This window comes from Haloarcula sp. R1-2 (genome assembly GCF_011627385.1).
In the GTDB taxonomy this organism is placed as follows: domain Archaea; phylum Halobacteriota; class Halobacteria; order Halobacteriales; family Haloarculaceae; genus Haloarcula; species Haloarcula marismortui.
The window spans coordinates 88,543-104,400 of record NZ_JAANTG010000002.1; the positions used below are offsets into that span (position 1 = coordinate 88,543).

General features: G+C 64.4%; 14 protein-coding genes. 8 read left to right on the forward strand and 6 right to left on the reverse strand.

Annotated elements, in window-relative coordinates; genetic code table 11:
* The first annotated feature begins 32 nt into the window (after positions 1 to 32).
* Positions 33 to 818, forward strand: coding sequence for a hypothetical protein (locus G9C82_RS08520; RefSeq protein ID WP_127013877.1), 786 nt, complete (start codon positions 33 to 35; stop codon positions 816 to 818).
* A gap of 6 nt (positions 819 to 824) precedes the next feature.
* On the opposite strand, the gene G9C82_RS08525 is transcribed toward G9C82_RS08520, so the two are convergent.
* From G9C82_RS08525 to G9C82_RS08535, 3 genes are all read right to left on the reverse strand, one after another.
* Entirely contained in the window at positions 825 to 1,682 is an 858-nt protein-coding gene (locus G9C82_RS08525; protein WP_127013878.1) for a hypothetical protein, read from the reverse strand.
* Between the two features lie 168 nt (positions 1,683 to 1,850).
* Positions 1,851 to 2,978 (reverse strand): ORC1-type DNA replication protein, encoded by a 1,128-nt coding sequence (locus tag G9C82_RS08530; RefSeq protein ID WP_007187883.1) that lies wholly within the window; start codon positions 2,976 to 2,978, stop codon positions 1,851 to 1,853.
* An 83-nt stretch (positions 2,979 to 3,061) separates the two neighbouring features.
* Entirely contained in the window at positions 3,062 to 5,128 is a 2,067-nt protein-coding gene (locus G9C82_RS08535) for a helix-hairpin-helix domain-containing protein (RefSeq protein ID WP_127013879.1), read from the reverse strand.
* A 141-nt stretch (positions 5,129 to 5,269) separates the two neighbouring features.
* Between G9C82_RS08535 and larE the strand changes: the two genes are divergently transcribed.
* Positions 5,270 to 6,142 (forward strand): ATP-dependent sacrificial sulfur transferase LarE, encoded by an 873-nt coding sequence (gene larE, locus G9C82_RS08540; protein WP_007187881.1) that lies wholly within the window; start codon positions 5,270 to 5,272, stop codon positions 6,140 to 6,142.
* 11 nt (positions 6,143 to 6,153) lie between these two features.
* Here the strand turns inward: larE and G9C82_RS08545 are convergent, their stop codons facing one another.
* Positions 6,154 to 6,783: a histidine phosphatase family protein gene (locus G9C82_RS08545; protein ID WP_049939064.1), complete on the reverse strand. Its 630-nt coding sequence runs from the start codon at positions 6,781 to 6,783 to the stop codon at positions 6,154 to 6,156.
* A gap of 1 nt (position 6,784) precedes the next feature.
* Positions 6,785 to 8,404, reverse strand: a complete 1,620-nt coding sequence (locus G9C82_RS08550) for a twin-arginine translocase subunit TatC (protein WP_127013880.1) — start codon at positions 8,402 to 8,404, stop codon at positions 6,785 to 6,787.
* A 104-nt stretch (positions 8,405 to 8,508) separates the two neighbouring features.
* Between G9C82_RS08550 and G9C82_RS08555 the strand changes: the two genes are divergently transcribed.
* The 3 genes from G9C82_RS08555 (at position 8,509) to G9C82_RS08565 (ending at position 11,835) form a co-directional block, all read left to right on the forward strand.
* Entirely contained in the window at positions 8,509 to 10,704 is a 2,196-nt protein-coding gene (locus G9C82_RS08555; protein WP_127013881.1) for a twin-arginine translocase subunit TatC, read from the forward strand.
* A gap of 266 nt (positions 10,705 to 10,970) precedes the next feature.
* Positions 10,971 to 11,147 carry a ribbon-helix-helix domain-containing protein gene (locus tag G9C82_RS08560; RefSeq protein WP_004960391.1) on the forward strand — a complete coding sequence of 59 codons (177 nt, stop codon included), beginning with the start codon at positions 10,971 to 10,973 and terminating at the stop codon, positions 11,145 to 11,147.
* The gene (locus tag G9C82_RS08565; RefSeq protein WP_127013882.1) at positions 11,137 to 11,835 is read left to right on the forward strand and encodes a queuosine precursor transporter; all 699 of its coding nucleotides are present in this window, start codon (positions 11,137 to 11,139) and stop codon (positions 11,833 to 11,835) included. Before G9C82_RS08560 ends, G9C82_RS08565 begins: the two co-directional genes overlap by 11 nt.
* A gap of 17 nt (positions 11,836 to 11,852) precedes the next feature.
* On the opposite strand, the gene G9C82_RS08570 is transcribed toward G9C82_RS08565, so the two are convergent.
* On the reverse strand, positions 11,853 to 12,644 hold the full coding sequence (locus G9C82_RS08570) for a 23S rRNA (uridine(2552)-2'-O)-methyltransferase (protein WP_011224472.1): 792 nt from the start codon (positions 12,642 to 12,644) through the stop codon (positions 11,853 to 11,855).
* 314 nt (positions 12,645 to 12,958) lie between these two features.
* On the opposite strand from G9C82_RS08570, the gene nirK reads away from it, so the two are divergent.
* The 3 genes from nirK to G9C82_RS08585 all read left to right on the forward strand — a co-directional run bounded on the left by nirK (position 12,959) and on the right by G9C82_RS08585 (position 15,851).
* Positions 12,959 to 14,044, forward strand: a complete 1,086-nt coding sequence (nirK, locus tag G9C82_RS08575; protein WP_004960400.1) for a copper-containing nitrite reductase — start codon at positions 12,959 to 12,961, stop codon at positions 14,042 to 14,044.
* 160 nt (positions 14,045 to 14,204) lie between these two features.
* Positions 14,205 to 14,948 (forward strand): DNA polymerase sliding clamp, encoded by a 744-nt coding sequence (locus G9C82_RS08580; protein WP_007187874.1) that lies wholly within the window; start codon positions 14,205 to 14,207, stop codon positions 14,946 to 14,948.
* Positions 14,949 to 14,954: 6 nt separating this feature from the next.
* Positions 14,955 to 15,851 carry an alpha/beta fold hydrolase gene (locus tag G9C82_RS08585; protein ID WP_127013883.1) on the forward strand — a complete coding sequence of 299 codons (897 nt, stop codon included), beginning with the start codon at positions 14,955 to 14,957 and terminating at the stop codon, positions 15,849 to 15,851.
* Positions 15,852 to 15,858: the final 7 nt, after the last annotated feature.

The following is a 15,858-nucleotide window of genomic DNA, read 5'->3' on the forward strand; positions in this document are numbered from 1 at the left end:
TCATCATCAACCTCGTCCTGTTCTCGGCGTAGATGTTCACCGACCGTTCACTGACCGGCGATCTGCCGGCAGTACGTGCGGCCTACGCCCCCGAGACGCTCGTACTGAACTGCGACCGTGACTTCGAGACACTGGACCCTGCAGTCGCCGAGGAACTCCTGCTGGTGACCGACAGCCTCGACCAGATTTCCTACGACGGTGCGTGGCTCCCGACCACAGCGCCAGAGGTGCTACAGGAGTACATCGGGAATGACCTCACCATCGGGATGCCCGGCGACGGCGGCGTCGCCTGGACGCGCCAGACGGTTCCGCCCTGCGTGTTCGTCAAACCGCGGCTGGAGACCTCGCCGGACGACTTCGTCTCGTTTCTCGTCGCGGAGGCGCTCGTCGAGGTCAGCCTCGACGAACCCGAGCACTTTCTGGGCTTTTTCGGCGAACAGTACCCGGAGTTCGTGGCTGCCACAGAGGACCACCTCGATGCGAACGCCCGATACCAGCTCGCAGCGGCGGTGTACACGGCGTACCTCGGGCTCCAGACCCGTGCGGAGTTCGGCGACTGGGCCGACGACTATCCAGGTCTGTACGCGGCGTGGGACGACGCCGGCGAGCGCCTGCAACCCCGCCTCGAAGACCTCCCCAGCGAGATTGCACAGGGCCAGACGGAGTTCGCCGCGGCCGCCGAACTCGCCTGCAGCGGCGTCAAGCACGGCCTCGACCTGCCCGCGCCGTTTGCCGCACTCGACACCGAGGCCTATCTGGAGTACGGCGCTGACTACGCCGTCCAGTGGGCCGAGACGACGTTCGAGAAGATGGAGTGAGGCGTGCTATTTCGGCGGTTTAATCGTGAACGGGAACTCTACGTCGAGTTCCGGAATCTGGTATGTGAACTCGCCGGCCACTCTGAATGAGAGGTCTGCTTCGTCGAACTGCTCCCGGCCACCCTTCGGGATGTTCCCAGTGATGTCCCGTTCGAGTTCAATTCCTTCTAGCTCTTGATGATCGATGAATACTGTGTCCACGACGAGGCTCGAGTCCCTGTCACTCACATTCCGGATGTTGTACGTCAGGTCAAACTCCTTGTTTACCCTGATGGTCGTCGGTTTCTCGACCAGTTCAAGTTCGACATCCTCGGGACCCAGTGGCTTAACGACATCAAACTCGACGGACATTGGGTCACTGGTTGTCCCGTAGTTTGTGGCGTTGATGACCAGTTCTATCGTGTGGCTCCCGGTGGTCCAGTCATCTGTTTCGACCGCGAACCACCCCTGCCGTGAGATGAACTCCGATTCGTCCTGTACAACTCTGTCGACATCCATCGACGACTGGGTGATCTGGGTGCCGGCGTCGTCGTACACTGTTGCCTGAGCAATAGCCGATACGGCACCGTCTTTGATCGGGAGGTTGTATTCCATCCCGACAATAGCCTCGCCGCCAAGGCCAACGCCAGTAATACTCCGTGCCAGATCGGTGTACCGGCCCCGTTCTCGGATCAACCCTGCATCGGTGATGACTGCTTCCGGGTCAGGCTCCGGTGTCGGCGTCGGTGTCGGCGTGTCGGTGGCGGTTTCCGTCTCCGTCGCTGTCGAGTTCGTCTCGCCCTCACCGCTCCCTTCTCCCGTAGCACACCCGGCCAGCAGCGTGAGACCGCTCCCCAGGCTGGCAATATAATTTCGTTTTTTCATCGGTTCAAAATAGATAGTTAGATGTTGAATTATCTTTCGGAATAGTGCCTCTAACTCCTAGCAAAGAATCTATAACAGTCATAACCCCAGACAGAGTCCGGAAAGCTATCAGTTGTCTCCAAACAGGGGGCGGGTTTTCCACCGGCGTAAACAAACCAATACAGTGTCTTACAGCCGTTCCAGCACCGCGTCGGCGTCGTAGTTGAGCGTCAGTTCCCGTGAGCGGCCCCGGCCCTCTACGTTGGTGTAGTCAGCATCGATGATGTCGAGCTGGTCGAGCTTGTTGATGATCTCGGAGTACCGGGTGTAGCCCAGGTCCGTCTGCTCTGAGAAGGCGTCGTAGATGTCGCCGGCCTGCTGGCCGTCGTGAGCGGCGATGACCTCCACGAGCGCGGTCTCCGAGTCCGACAGCTCCCGCAGCCGGCGGGAGAGGTGAACGTATTTTGACTTGTCGTAGGCTGCCTCGACGTCCTCGGTTTCGACGGAACGGGAGGCGCGCATCTCGGCGTTCATCCCGGCCCGGCGCAGGAGGTCGATACCGACCCGGAGGTCCCCGCCCTGTTCTTCGGTCAGTTCGGCGACGCGGTCAAGCACCGTGGGGCCGACGACACCTTCGTTGAACCCCCGGTCGGCACGCTCGCCCAGGATATCTGCGATTTCGGCCTGTCCGTACGGGTTGAAATACACCTCCTCCGGGCGAAATACGGACTGAACGCGTGTATCGAGGGCGTCGATGGTATCCAGTTCGAGGTCCGAGGAGACACAGATGACGCCGATTTTCGCGCCCGAGTGAGCCTCGTGGGCGCGCAGCAGTGAGTACAGTGTGTCGCTGGCCTCGCTCTCGTAGAACAAGTAGTTCACGTCGTCCAGCGCGACGACGAGTACCTCGTCTTCCTCGACCAGTTTGTCGGTTATCTGGGAGAACAGCTTCTTGAACGAAATACCCGAGGACGGCGGCTCGTAGTCGAATATCTCGGCGAACAGGCGGGAAAAGACGGCATAGCGCGTCGAGTCCATCTGGCAGTTCACCCGGACAGTTTTGACATCCGTCTGGGCGGTGAGTTCGTCGAACAGAATCTGGACGGCCGTCGTCTTCCCCGTCCCGGGCGGTCCGCGGGCGATGACGTTGAGCGGGCGCGACCCCCGGACGGCCGGCCGGAGCGCGTACTTCAGCGTCTCCATCTGGGTATCCCGGTGTTTGAACGTCTCCGGGAGCCAGTCGATTTCGAAGACGTGTTCGTCCCGAAAGACGGACTCGTCCCAGCCGAGCATCCGGTCCTCGGGGTCGTCACTCATCACTTTCACCGAGCTTCGCGGCCCACTTAACCATTTGCCACAGCTTCACCCACAGTGACAGGTCAGTGCGTCTCGGGCAGTCGCTACTCGAACTTCCCGAGTAGATCACTGTAGAACCCATCGGCATCGTCGGCACCGTCGTCGGCGAGCTTCTCGACGATGAGTTCCGGCGTCGAGCGGGCGAGCTTCCCTTTGACCGGCGAGCGCTCAACCCGTAGTTCGCCGTCTTCCAGCCCCTTCGCCTCGATGCCGTCGATGCTGATATCGGTTTCGGCGGCCGCGCGGATGTCGCGTGCGAGGTGTGAGACGAAGATGGCCGTGGCCTGCCGTTCGCCCAGCGCTTCGAGGATGCCTGCCATAATCTTCGCGCTGGCTCCGGGCTCAGTGATCGATTCGAGTTCGTCGACCAGCACCATCACCGGTCGGTCGTCGGTCCCGGCCGCTGGGTCGTCCGAAGTCACCCCGCTGTCTCCATCCGTCTCGGCCCCCGCTGGCCCCGAACGGTAGTCGACATCCGCGACGAGGTCGCCGAACTCCCGCAACGTGGCCTCAAACGCGCCGGCATCCAGCGTCCCCTGGGTCTTGGCGTGGTAGTGGAGTTCGGAGACCCGGCCGACGCGGGCCGACTCCGCCGGAACGGGCAGGCCCATGTGGGCTAGGGTCGTTACCAGCGCCACGAGGTCCAGCGTCGATGTCTTGCCGCCGCTGTTGACCCCCGAGAGGACCGTCACACCCTCGACAGCGTAATCGACGGGCTCGACGACTTCGAAGGGGACATCCAGCAGCGGGGAGCGCCCGCCCTCGATGGCGACGCCCTCAGACTCGGTCAGCGCTGGCATCGTGCAATCGAAATCGTCGGCAAAGCGGGCAATCGCCAGCTCTACGTCGAGTTCCAGCGCGGCGTCGACCAGCGCCGCGGCGTCGTCGCGCATCTCGGCGAGGTCGTCGGCGAGTTCCCGCTTCCGGCGGGTCGCGCGCTGGTCGCGTGCGGCGGTCAGTTCCTCGCGGAGACGGGCAACGACATCCTCGCTGTGTTCGACGGGATAGGCGGGCTCGTCGGGGAACGCCCGGCGCGCCGTCGCCTCCATGTCCCGGAGCGCCAGCGCGTCGACGAGGTGGTCGCGGGCCTTCCCGACGGCGGCGGCGTACTCGTCGGCCAGTTCCCGCTGGAGCAGCGAGTCGACACCCGCGCCGCGCTCGACCAGCGACAGCAGGTCCGTCCCCTCGATGGTCACGTCCTGCTCCTCGATAGCCTCGCGGAGGTGGTCGTTGGCGACGCTCTCGGCTGTCGACACCGCCGCGTCGAGGTCGTCGACAGCAGTGGCGAGCCGGTCGAGTTCCTCGTCGCCGCTGACGCTGCCGTCCGCATCAAGCTGGGCAAGCGCCGACAGGAGCGTCTCAAGGTCACACGGCGCGTCGAGGTCGGCGACGCGGTGGACCTCGGCGGCGGCCCGTATCCGGTCGCGGTTGCGGGCGAAGAAGGTGAGCACGCGTTCTGGGACGACCGATTCGGGCTCTTCGAGCGCGTTTGGCTCCACCCGTACGTCGCCCTCGATATCGACGCCGGCGAAGGCCTCGTCCAGCGCGACGACCGTCGAGTACGAGCGGGCGAGTTCGGCCAGCTGGCGGGCGTCGTCGACGACCTCGACACTGACCTCCGGAATCGCGGCCTGCGCGTCGGCGTAGCGCTCGGCGTCGCGGGTCGCCAGACAGCGGTCCCGGACCCGCACGTCGCCGGGTTCAGCCAGCGGCTCAACGGCCGAGAGGGCGTCGAGAACTGCCGGGTCAGGCTTGCGGGTCATCGCCGACTCGGCGAACGAGCGGACTTCCTCGATACGGCTGCGGACGCCGCTGGGATAGATCGTCTCCAGTCGCTTCGCGGCGTAGTCGGTCACTGTCCGCTCGGTCAACAGGGCCAGTGCATCCTCGTGGATCTCTCGGGCGCGTTTCGTCGCGGTGAACCCACCGGAGTCGTCGTGTTCGGCCCGGATCGCACCGCGAGCGATGCGGGCGGCCCGGCCCTCGCTGATTCCCGGTGCGCGTGCGAGCGACGCCACGTCGCCGTCCCGAAGTGCCGCCTCCGGGTCGTCTAGTTCCCGGAGCGCCGCGGCTGTCTTCGCCCCGACGCCCGGAACCGATTCGAGCTCCATCTGCCCGCCCATTCGACGCCAGCGAGAAAAAACCCGTTGCCAGCGGCTCCGGCGGCGGAGTGGGCGGTCGACACCGCTCGGCCCGGCCAGCCGAACACCGAACGCGAAGGCGTTTTTGCGCTCCACCGAGAAAGAAATTCTATGTCTGCTGTTTCGGAGAAGCTAGCGGCCGCCCGCGAAGACCTCAAGTCGCGAGACGGCGTGCTTATCGCCTTCTCCGGTGGGGTCGATTCGAGTGTCGTCGCCGCACTGGCTTACGACGCCCTCGGCGACGACGCCATCGCCTGTACCGCCAAATCTGAAACCCTCCCCGCTGCCGAGCTGACGGACGCGACTCGCGTCGCCGAGGAGATCGGCATCCGTCACGAAATCGTGGAGTTCTCCGAGCTCGACAGCGAGGAGTTCATGCAGAACGACGACATGCGGTGTTACCACTGCCGGTCGATGCGGCTGGGGGCGATGTACGACCGCGCCCGCGAACTCGGCATCGACATCGTGTGTGACGGGACGAACGCCTCCGACACGGGCGAGGGCCACCGCCCTGGCCTGCGCGCCGTCGAGGAGCTGGACGCCTACTCCCCGCTGCTGGAACACGACATCGAGAAATCCGAGGTCCGGGAAATCGCCCGCGAGTACGACCTCTCGGTCGCCGACAAGCCCTCGATGGCGTGTCTCTCCTCGCGGATTCCGACCGGTCTCGAAGTCACGGAGGAGCGCCTCTCCCGCGTCGAGAAGGCCGAGCGACTCCTGCGGACGTGGGGCTTCGAGCAGTTCCGCGTGCGCGACCACGACGGCCTCGCCCGTATCGAGGTCGGCGAAGAAGAACTCGAAACCGCGCTCGACCCTGACTTCGTTCGCACCGCCCGTGATCACATCGAGGACTGCGGCTTCGACCACGTGACGCTTGACCTCCACGGGTACGAAACCGGCAGCGTAAGTCCGGAAACAGAAGAATCAGCCGAAGAAGACGTGGTCAGCAACGTTTTCGACGCGGACTATCCGTCCGTCGACTGAGCAAGCCGCTCTCAGTCCAGCAACGTCCGCCAGCCGGTCATCTCTTCGCTGACCAGTTCGGGACTGCCCGCATCCAATCGAATTTCATTGGCCGCGCAGTTCGGCTGTGAGCTTTTGGCCAGCGCCGCGTCCGGGTCCACATCGGTGAGTTTCGCCAGCAAGACCTTGATGACGCCGCCGTGGGTGACCACCAGCGTCGTTTCACCGGCGTCGGTGGTCGCGATTGCCCGGTCCCAGGCCGACTCGACCCGTCCGCGGAAGGTCGGGATGCCCTCGCCGCCTTCCGGGGCCGCATCGAGTGAGATGACGCTCGCGTCCCGGTCGTGGCCGGGAAACTCATCGAGCAGTTCCTCCGCGTACAGGCCCTGCATGGTTCCGAAGCCGCGCTCACGCCAGTCAGTCTCGAACTCAGGGTCGGGCAGGCCACCGTAGCCGTCGTTGGCTGCGGCGGCCGTCTCGCGGGTGCGTCGGAGGTCCGACGCGAAGACGCGGTCGACGCCGTAGCGCTCATCGAGCCACGTTCCGAGCGCCGTGGCCTGCTTCTGTCCCTGGTCGGTCAGCCGACTCGGGGCCCACCCCTGAATACGACCGTCGCGGTTCCACGTCGTCTCGCCGTGCCGGGCGACGAGGAGGGTCCCCATTTTATTCCTCCCGGCTTCGCCAGCGCGCGACGGCGATGGTCCCCTCGTAGAGGAGGACAAGGCCGGCGGCGACGGCGATGGCGGCGTTTCGCGGGAGGCTGAACTGGTTGATGAGGCGGAACAGCGTCGGGTCGGGGCTGCCGAGGTAGCCGACGACGATGGCGACGGCCCACACCGGCAGGCGGGCGGCCCGGAACCCGCGCCAGAGTTTGACCGAGCCGTAGTAGTTCTTGTTCGCGTACGCCAGCGCCTCGAACAGGACGATCATCCCGCCGCCGACAAGCATCGGCGTGGCGTTCCCGAGGCCGACGGCTGCAAGCGTCTCAGTAACTGTGGCTGGCAGTTGCTCGTAGTAGCCCGTCGGGACCGGCGCGGGGCTGAGGACGTAGCCGGCGATACCGGCGGTCAGCCACGCGACCGGGCGGCGCGCGGCGAGGTCGTCCGCCGTCGGGACCGGCGACGTGCTGCCGGTCCAGCGAAGGAGCAGCAGGGTGCCCTCGAACAGGCCGATCATCGTCACGGCGACCATGAGCGGGGCCATCCCGGTCGGGTCCGGGCTGAACAGGAACGCCACGGCAGCGAAGCCACCCCAGAAGTACAGCCGCCGGTCCTGCAGCCACTGGCGGGTCGTCACGCCCATCATCACTGCAAGCATCACGAACAGCGGAATCTGGAAGATGAGCGCGAACAGCCCCAACATCAGGATGATGAGGTTGAACGTCTCGCTCAGACCGAATGCGAGGTCGGCCGCACGGTCGGAGTAGGTAATGAAGTAATCGAACATCGCCCGCAACACGGCGAAGTACGCGAAGCCGACGCCGACAGCTGCGAGAACGAGGCTTGTCGGAACCGCGGCCAGATAGTAGCGTCGCTCGCGGGGGTACAGCCCCGGTCGCATGAACAGGTACGTCTGGTAGACGAACACCGGCAAGGCGACGATAAAGCCGACTAGCGAGGACACTTTCAGCCGCGCCAGAATCAGCGCGAGCGGGTTGTACACGTTCGGACAGTCCGCCCCTTCGACGACACTGCCATCGGCATTCGTCGCGACCTGACCGCATTGGCTTGCCGGGCCATCGAGGAAGGAGTACCACAGGAAGTTGATGAGTTCGTCGGAGTACGGCAGGGCGATAACGGCGACGACGGCCATCACGCCGACAACGACGAACAGCCGCATCGCCATCTCTTCGACGTGGTCGGCAAGGGGCATCTCCTCGTCGTCAGGGGCACCCTCGTCGACGAGATCATCGTCGGGGTCGTAGCTCGGTGCGTTTCCGCCCCCGGTCGTCGGCGCAGCACCGCCGGCACCAGCCGGTGACGGCGTCGACTTGCCCCAGTCGGTCGGGACATCTGCCGGGACAGCGGCGGCAACGTCCGACGCGTCCCGGTCGAACAGCCCGACGCTGGATTCGTCTTCGGTCGGCGCGGCGTGAGAGCCGACAGTGGCCTCGTTACCACCGGCCGGCGCTGGACCGGGGCCCGTCACGTCGTCCGTTTCCCGGTTGGCATCGGCTTCGGCCACGGGGTCGGTGGGGATTGACGACTCGTCGGATTCGTCGTCGGACGGTAGTGGCGGCTCATCGGGCCTGCGCCGCTCGTCATCTGCGTCACCGTCCTCCATCTGTCCCGGGCTTAGACGGTGGGTGTTGTAAACTTTCTTTTCGAGCAGTGGCCGTCACCGGGATGAATAAATTGATAACGCCCACTGGGCTAGGCACAGAGAAGATGGCGAGTGCTATCGACGAGGACACCGTCCAGACGGTCCAGAGCGGGCGCGCAACGCTCGGCGCGATGCTTCGCTCGGCGCAGGTGCACCTCCAAAAGGTGTTCATCGTCTTCGTCATCGGGATGATCGGCACGATCATGGGACTGCAGTACGGCGTCTGGGACACGCTGCGTGCCGATCTCCTGTACTCGCAGATGGACCTCACCACACAGGAGGCCACGAGCATCGTCGCGGTCACGCCGTTCGACGTCATCCTCCTGCAGGTGAAAATCGGAGCCGTCATCGGGATTCTCATGTCGTTGCCGCTGCTGATCTACTTCGGCCGCGACGGGCTCCGCCAGCGCGGCTGGTGGCCGGCCGAGCACATCCCGACCTGGAAGGGCGCGCTGTTTGTCACAATAAGCCTGGGCCTGTTTTTCGGCGGTGTCGCCTACGCCTACGAGCTGTTCTTCCCGCTGATGTTCAACTTCCTCGCCGGAGATGCCTTCAAAGCAGGCTTCACGCCACAGTACTCCATCGTCAAGTGGTTCCAGTTCGTCTTCCTGCTGGCCGTCTCCTTCGGGCTCGCCGCCCAGTTGCCGCTCGTGATGACGGTGCTTTCCTACACCGAAATCGTCCCCTACGAGACGTTCCGGGACAAGTGGCGCTACGCGGTGATGGGGATTTTCGCCTTCGGGGCGCTGTTCTCGCCGCCGGACCCCTTCACCCAGATCATGTGGGCCGCGCCGCTGTGTGGCCTCTACGGTATCAGCCTCGCGCTGGCGAAGCTCGCGATGCTGGTCCGTCGCTCCGGTGACCTCGTCAGTACCAGTGCCGTCGCCCGCGGGCACTGGAACACGATTCTCGGCGGTGCAGTGCTGGGCGGCGGTGTGGTGTACTACGTCTTGGCGACGCCAGCATTCCAGTACATCCAGCAGTTCGCCGAAGTATTCCCGTCCGACCGGCTCACTGGCGACATTCAGCCGCCAGCGCTGTTCGGGCTGCCGGTCGAGAGTACAGCAGTACTTCTCGCCGCCGTATTCGGTGTCATCGGTGCTGTTGCTGTTCTGTACTACCACGTTCTGACCGCACTGTCCGAGAAAGCCGGTCCCGGTCAGGTCGGCGACCCGACGGCCATCGACATCGAGGAACTCAACGCCTCGGCCGTCGAGGTCGCGCCCCCCGAAGTGTTCGAGGAGATGACCGAGGACGAGGCGCTTGCTCACGCCGACAGCGCTCTTGCGGACGACAACAAGGAGAAAGCTCAGGCCGTCCTCGACCGCTGGGACATGGCCCACCAGGACGACCCAGAGCCGGAGGGCGAGGGCGACGGTGCCGACGGGACCGCCGAAGCGGACGAGGAAGACGCAGGCGTGTTCACCTCGACGACCGCTGGCATGGTCGACGCCTTCACCGAGGACGAGACCACTGAAGACGAGATCGGCGGCTACTACTACGACATCCAGTTCATCCTCAGTGCGCTGGCTTCCCGGGCGTTCGTGATTCTGGGCATCTTCGGGGCGGTGCTCGCCGCCGCGTTCCTGTTCCTCTATCAGGGCGGCATCGGGTCGATACAGCGGACGTTCGTCAGCCGGCTCCCGCCGGAGATGGCCGCCGACGTGAGCATCGTCACGCTCCATCCCGTCGAGCACCTCGTGTTTATCGTCAAGTTCTCGACGATACTCGGCGCTGTCTCGGTCATCCCCGTGGTGCTGTACTTCGCGTGGCCGGCGATGCGTGAGCGCGGCCTCGTCATCGGGAACCGCAATATCCTCGGCATCTGGGGCGGGACGCTGTTCGCCGCACTCATCGGCGGAAGCCTGCTCGGGTTCCTCTACGTGGCCCCGACGACAATCTCCTGGATCGCCTACGACCAGCTGAACTCGAACATGGTCATCGCCTACCGGGTGAGCAACTTCGGTTGGCTCGTGTTCTTCCTCACCATCGGCATCGGCCTGCTGGCTGAGATTCCGGTGACGATGTTCCTCTTCCACAAGGGCGGCATCATCCCGTTCCGCCTGATGTACGAGCGCTGGCGGGAGGTCGTCATCGCTATCGTCGCCCTCTCGGCAATTCTCTCGCCCAGCGGCATCTTCACGATGTTTATCGTCGGCATTCCAACAGCGCTGGCGTACATGCTTGGGCTCGGCATCCTCTGGGTGTACACGCTGGGCGGCCGGCGGACGACGAACCGCCGAAGCGAACCGGCTGACTGATAGCTGTGTGCAGCGCCGAGTCGTGAACCTCGACGATTATCGCGCCGCGGTCGCAGTCGTGGAACGCGCAGTGCTACTCGTAACGACCTGAAATCCCGATAGCAGCCCCGCGAGACGCTCCTCTACTGGCCGAAATCTGGGCTTTTCCGCCATCCGGCCTGTCGTGAGTGCAGTAGCCCTCGTGGTGTCTGGAGATCGCCTGCGAGTCGATACGTCCGGTCAATAAACCACAGTGGCTAAGCTTATGCCCGGTATATTCCTCAGATATGCCCAAGATAAGCGTCGAAGTCCCGGCCGAACTGCTGGACGACATCGACAAGCACGTCGGCGAAGACGGGAAGTTCGTCAACCGGAGCGAGGCTATCCGCGCCTCGGTACGAAAGACACTTGACATGCTCGACGACATCGATAAACGCCAGGGACGACTCGACGATGACCAGTGAGCGGTCGGAGGCGGTGCGCGTCGGTCTCGTCGCGCTGTTCGTGACAGCGCTGGTCACCTCACAGGTGACGGCCTCGAAGCTACTCGCGTTCTCGCTGCCGTTCTCGCTCCCGCTTGCGGGGTCGACGCTCGTCCTGCCCGGGGCCGCGCTGGCGTACGCGCTGACGTTCTTCGCGTCCGACTGCTACGCCGAGCTGTACGGCCGCCGGGCCGCGACTGTCGTCGTCAACGTCGGCTTCGCGATGAACTTCGTCCTGCTGGCGCTGGTCTGGAGCACCATCTTCGCGCCCGGCCTCCCGCAGGCGGCCCAGCCGGTCGACCTCGCGGCGTTCCGAAACGTCCTCGGGGCCAGCACGGCCATCGTCGTCGCCAGCCTGTCGGCCTACCTCATAAGCCAAAACTGGGACGTGTTCGTCTTCCACTGGCTCAGAGACCAAACAGACGGCGAGAAGCTCTGGCTCCGTAACATCGGCTCGACAGCCACCAGCCAGCTTATCGATACGGTCATCTTCATCGGCGTCGGCTTCGTCCTGTTTCAGGGCGTCCCGCCGAGCGAGGCGCTGGCACTCATCGTCGGCCAGTACCTGCTAAAAGTCGCTATCGCCGTTCTCGACACGCCGTTCGTCTACGCTGTCGTCGGCTTTGCTCGGCGAAACAACGTCGTTACGACCCCGGCGAGCGCCGATTAAAAACGACTGGAAGCGGCTTATTCGACCGGTTCGGCGAACGCGTACCGTGGTTTCACGTCATCGATTCGGACCTCGACCGTTTCGCCGTCCTCGACGCCGCTGACGAACACAGTGAAGTTCTCGACCTTGGCGATACCGTCGCCCTCCTCACCGATATCCTCGATAGTGGCTTCGACGATGTCACCCTCGCGGACCGGCCCAGTCAGGCGGTGTTTCGCCACCAGATACAGCTCCGAGGAGGAGTCCCGCGAGGCGTCGGGACGGACCTCGCGGACGTACTCGAACTCCGGTTCGATGTCGGCGATGAGGTCATCGAGGTCCTGTCCGTCGAACACCTTCGCACAGAAGTCCCCGCCGGCGTCGAGCAGGTCCGTCGCGACCTCGAAGGCCTGCCGGACCAGATGGACCGACCGGGCGTGGTCGAGGTCGTACTGCCCGGTCATGTTCGGAGCCATGTCTGAGATGACAACGTCGACCGGGCCACCGCTACCGTCGCTTTCCCCGACGATCTCGCGGATCTCGTCTTTCGTGCTGTCCTCGGTCATGTCGCCGCGGACGTACTCGACGGTCGGTTCGGGGTCCTCCAAGTCGTCGATTGTCTGGCGGTCGACGCCGACAAGCGTCCCGCGTTCGCCGATGCGCTCGGCCGCGACCTGCATCCAGCCGCCGGGTGCAGCACCGAGGTCAACGACGGTCCGCCCCTCGCCGAGGAGGCCGGCCGTGTCGTCTAACTGCTGCAGTTTGTACGCCGACCGCGCGCGGTACCCTTCCTGCTTCGCTCTGTTGTAGTAGTCGTCTTTGCCCGACATGGTTACCACACACCGGGAGCGTCTCGACTGCCGAAATATGGCGAACTCGTATTCATAGTATCACGGAGACGGTCAGCGCTCAAATGGATGCCGACTCGAAGTTTCCGGCCGAGCTACTGCACGACAGTCGCTATTCGGTTGTCATATCTAGAAATTAAGATATGCTACCGGTTCTAGACGCCATGCTTTACCACCGACCCGAACACGTTCACTGTCGTTCTTACCGCGTAAGAACGCGTCTCAGCGGCTGAGATCTGCCGGCCCCATATATACAGGTCACGCACTGAGTCCAATCTGTAGGAAGTGACCTCCCCATGTCAACCATTCCGACGGCGACGCGGAGGCGGGTGTTAGAAGCCCTGGGCGTCGGCACGGCCGCACTCGCGGGCTGTGCCAGCGCACCAGGCGCAAAAGAGCAAGCGACCGAAGCGGAGACGACTCCACAGGAGCCAGCTATGAACGCCGCACAACAGACCGACGTCGACCGTATTGCCGCGGACCCGACCGCGATTCCAGACCCCATCGACCGGTCGGAGCCAAAGACCGTGTCGGTCGAGATGACCACCAAAGAGCAGGTCGCAGAGATCGAGCCGGGCGTCACCTACACGTACATGACGTTCGGCGACCAGATCCCCGGCCCGATGATCCGGGTTCGCCGGGGCGACACCGTCGAACTCACCATCACGAACGAGGAGGGGAACTCGATGCCCCACAACATCGACCTCCACGCCGTCCGCGGCCCCGGTGGCGGTGCTGAGGCGTCGATGGTCACGCCGGGCCAGACCAAGACGTTCCGGTTCAAGGCTACCTACCCCGGCGCGTTCATCTACCACTGTGCCGTCCCGAACCTCGATATGCACATCTCCTCGGGGATGTTCGGGATGATACTCGTCGAGCCGAAAGAGGGGCTCCCCGAAGTGGACCACGAGTTCTACTTCGGCCAGCACGAACTGTACACTACCGGCGACACCGGCGAGAAGGGGCACCACGACTTCGACATGGAGGCGATGGCGGCCGAAGAGCCGACGTACGTCCTGATGAACGGCGAAAAGTACGCCATCACGCCGGACCGACACGGTTCGCCGAGCATGTCGGTCGGCGACACCGCTCGCGTGTACTTCGTGACCGGCGGTCCGAACCTCGACTCCAGTTTCCACCCAATCGGGTCCGTCTGGGACGAGGTCTGGCAGCAGGGCTCTATCGCCGGACCGCCGAACAAGTACGTCCAGACCACGCCGGTCAAGCCGGGGTCCTGTGCCATCGCCACGCTCCACGCCGAGGTGCCTGGACCCATCAAACTGGTCGACCACGCGCTCTCCCGGGTCGCCCGCAAGGGCACGATGGCCATCATCAACCGCGAAGGGGCGGCAAACCCCGACGTGTTCGAACCGGAAGCCTGACCCGTTCAACGACGGAGCGCACCACACTGTCTGTTCCCGGTTGGGCTTGATTACGCACAATACGGGCCGCTGCCGACTGTCGTTCTCGTCCGCGGTCGCTCGCGCGCACGCGGTTTCAATGAGGGACTTTTTAATGGATGGGGGCATAGTCCGGTTCAAGATGTTCAACGCCATCGTGAGCGCAGACACGCTCCAGGCGACTCTCGACTCTGTGAGCGTGCTGGTGGACGAGTGCAAGATCCACCTCGAAGAAGACGGGCTGGAAATCCGGGCAGTCGACCCGGCAAACGTTGGAATGGTCGACCTGCGGCTCGACGCGGCGGCCTTCGAGTCCTACGAGACTGATGGTGGGCTCATCGGCGTCAACCTCTCCCGCCTCGAAGACATCGCCGGTATGGCCGACGCCGGCCAGCTCGTCCACCTCGATCTGGACGAAGAGACACGGAAGCTCCACATCTCTATCGACGGTCTCGAATACACCCTCGCGCTGATCGACCCCGACTCCATCCGTCAGGAGCCTGACCTCCCAGATCTGGACCTCTCGGCAAACATCGTCATCGAAGGGAAAGACATCGACCGGTCGGTCACCGCCGCGGACATGGTCAGCGACCACATCGCGCTGGGCGTCGACGCGACCGATGAACTGTTCTACGTCGACGCCGAGGGCGACACCGACGATGTCCACCTCGAGCTCACCCGCGACGACCTCATCGACCTCACGCCCGGGGACGCCCACTCCCTGTTCTCGCTGGATTACCTGAAGAACATGAACAAGGCCATCCCGAAAGACGCCGAGGTCGAGATGGAACTCGGTGAGGAGTTCCCCGTCAAGATGCACTTCAGCTTCGCTGAAGGCCAGGGCCGGGTCACGTATATGCTCGCGCCGCGCATCCAGAGCGAATAACGACGGATGGGGTCCGCGCCGCCGATTCCGGCCACCGACTGGCTGCCGAACGATTCCGAGACCGAGTCGCTCTCGCTCCCTGACGGTCGGCGGCTGGCCTACGCCACCTACGGCGACGCCGACGGCTATCCGGTCCTTTTCTGTCACGGTACCCCCGGATCACACGTCGCCGCACGGCTGCTCGCCGCGCCGGCTCGCGAGCGCGGCATCAACCTCATCGCTCCGGACCGGCCGGGCATCGGGAACTCCGAAGACGCAGCTGTTACGTTCGAGGACTGGCCGGACGACGCCGCGAACCTCCTGTCCCATCTCGATGTCGACACGGCCGGAGCCATCGGTTTTTCCGGCGGCGGCCCGTTCGCGCTGACCTGTCACCGACTGCCCGAGATACAGCGCGTTGCACTCCTGGGAAGCAGCGGCCCGCCGTCAGTCGGCGCGACAGGGCGCGTCCAGCAGTTTGTGGGAGCACTGTCCCGACACGCTCCGTGGGCGCTCGGGCGACTCTTCCGGCTGCAGCGATGGTTCGCCCTCCGCCGGGACCCGTCCTACGCCGTCGGGTTCGTCGCCGAGGAGACACCGGAAACGGATGCCCTGGCAGCCGACGAGGTGGCTCGGGTCGTCCGTGCGGATATGCTCACGTCGATGGCACGCGGTCCAAGCGGGATCATCCACGAGCAGCGACTCCTCTCACAGCCATGGCCGTTTGCCCTCGAAGACATTTCAGTGCCGGTTACTGTGTTTCAGGGGCAAAACGACGCCAACGTTGCCCCGGCGACGGGGACCGCCCTCGCACAGCAGCTTCCGGACGCCTCGCTCGAACGCGTCGACAGCGACCATCTCGGTACGTTGACAGCTGCTGGCGGCGACGCGCTGGCCGCCGCACAGCGTCGCACGCGCGTCTGACGTACCG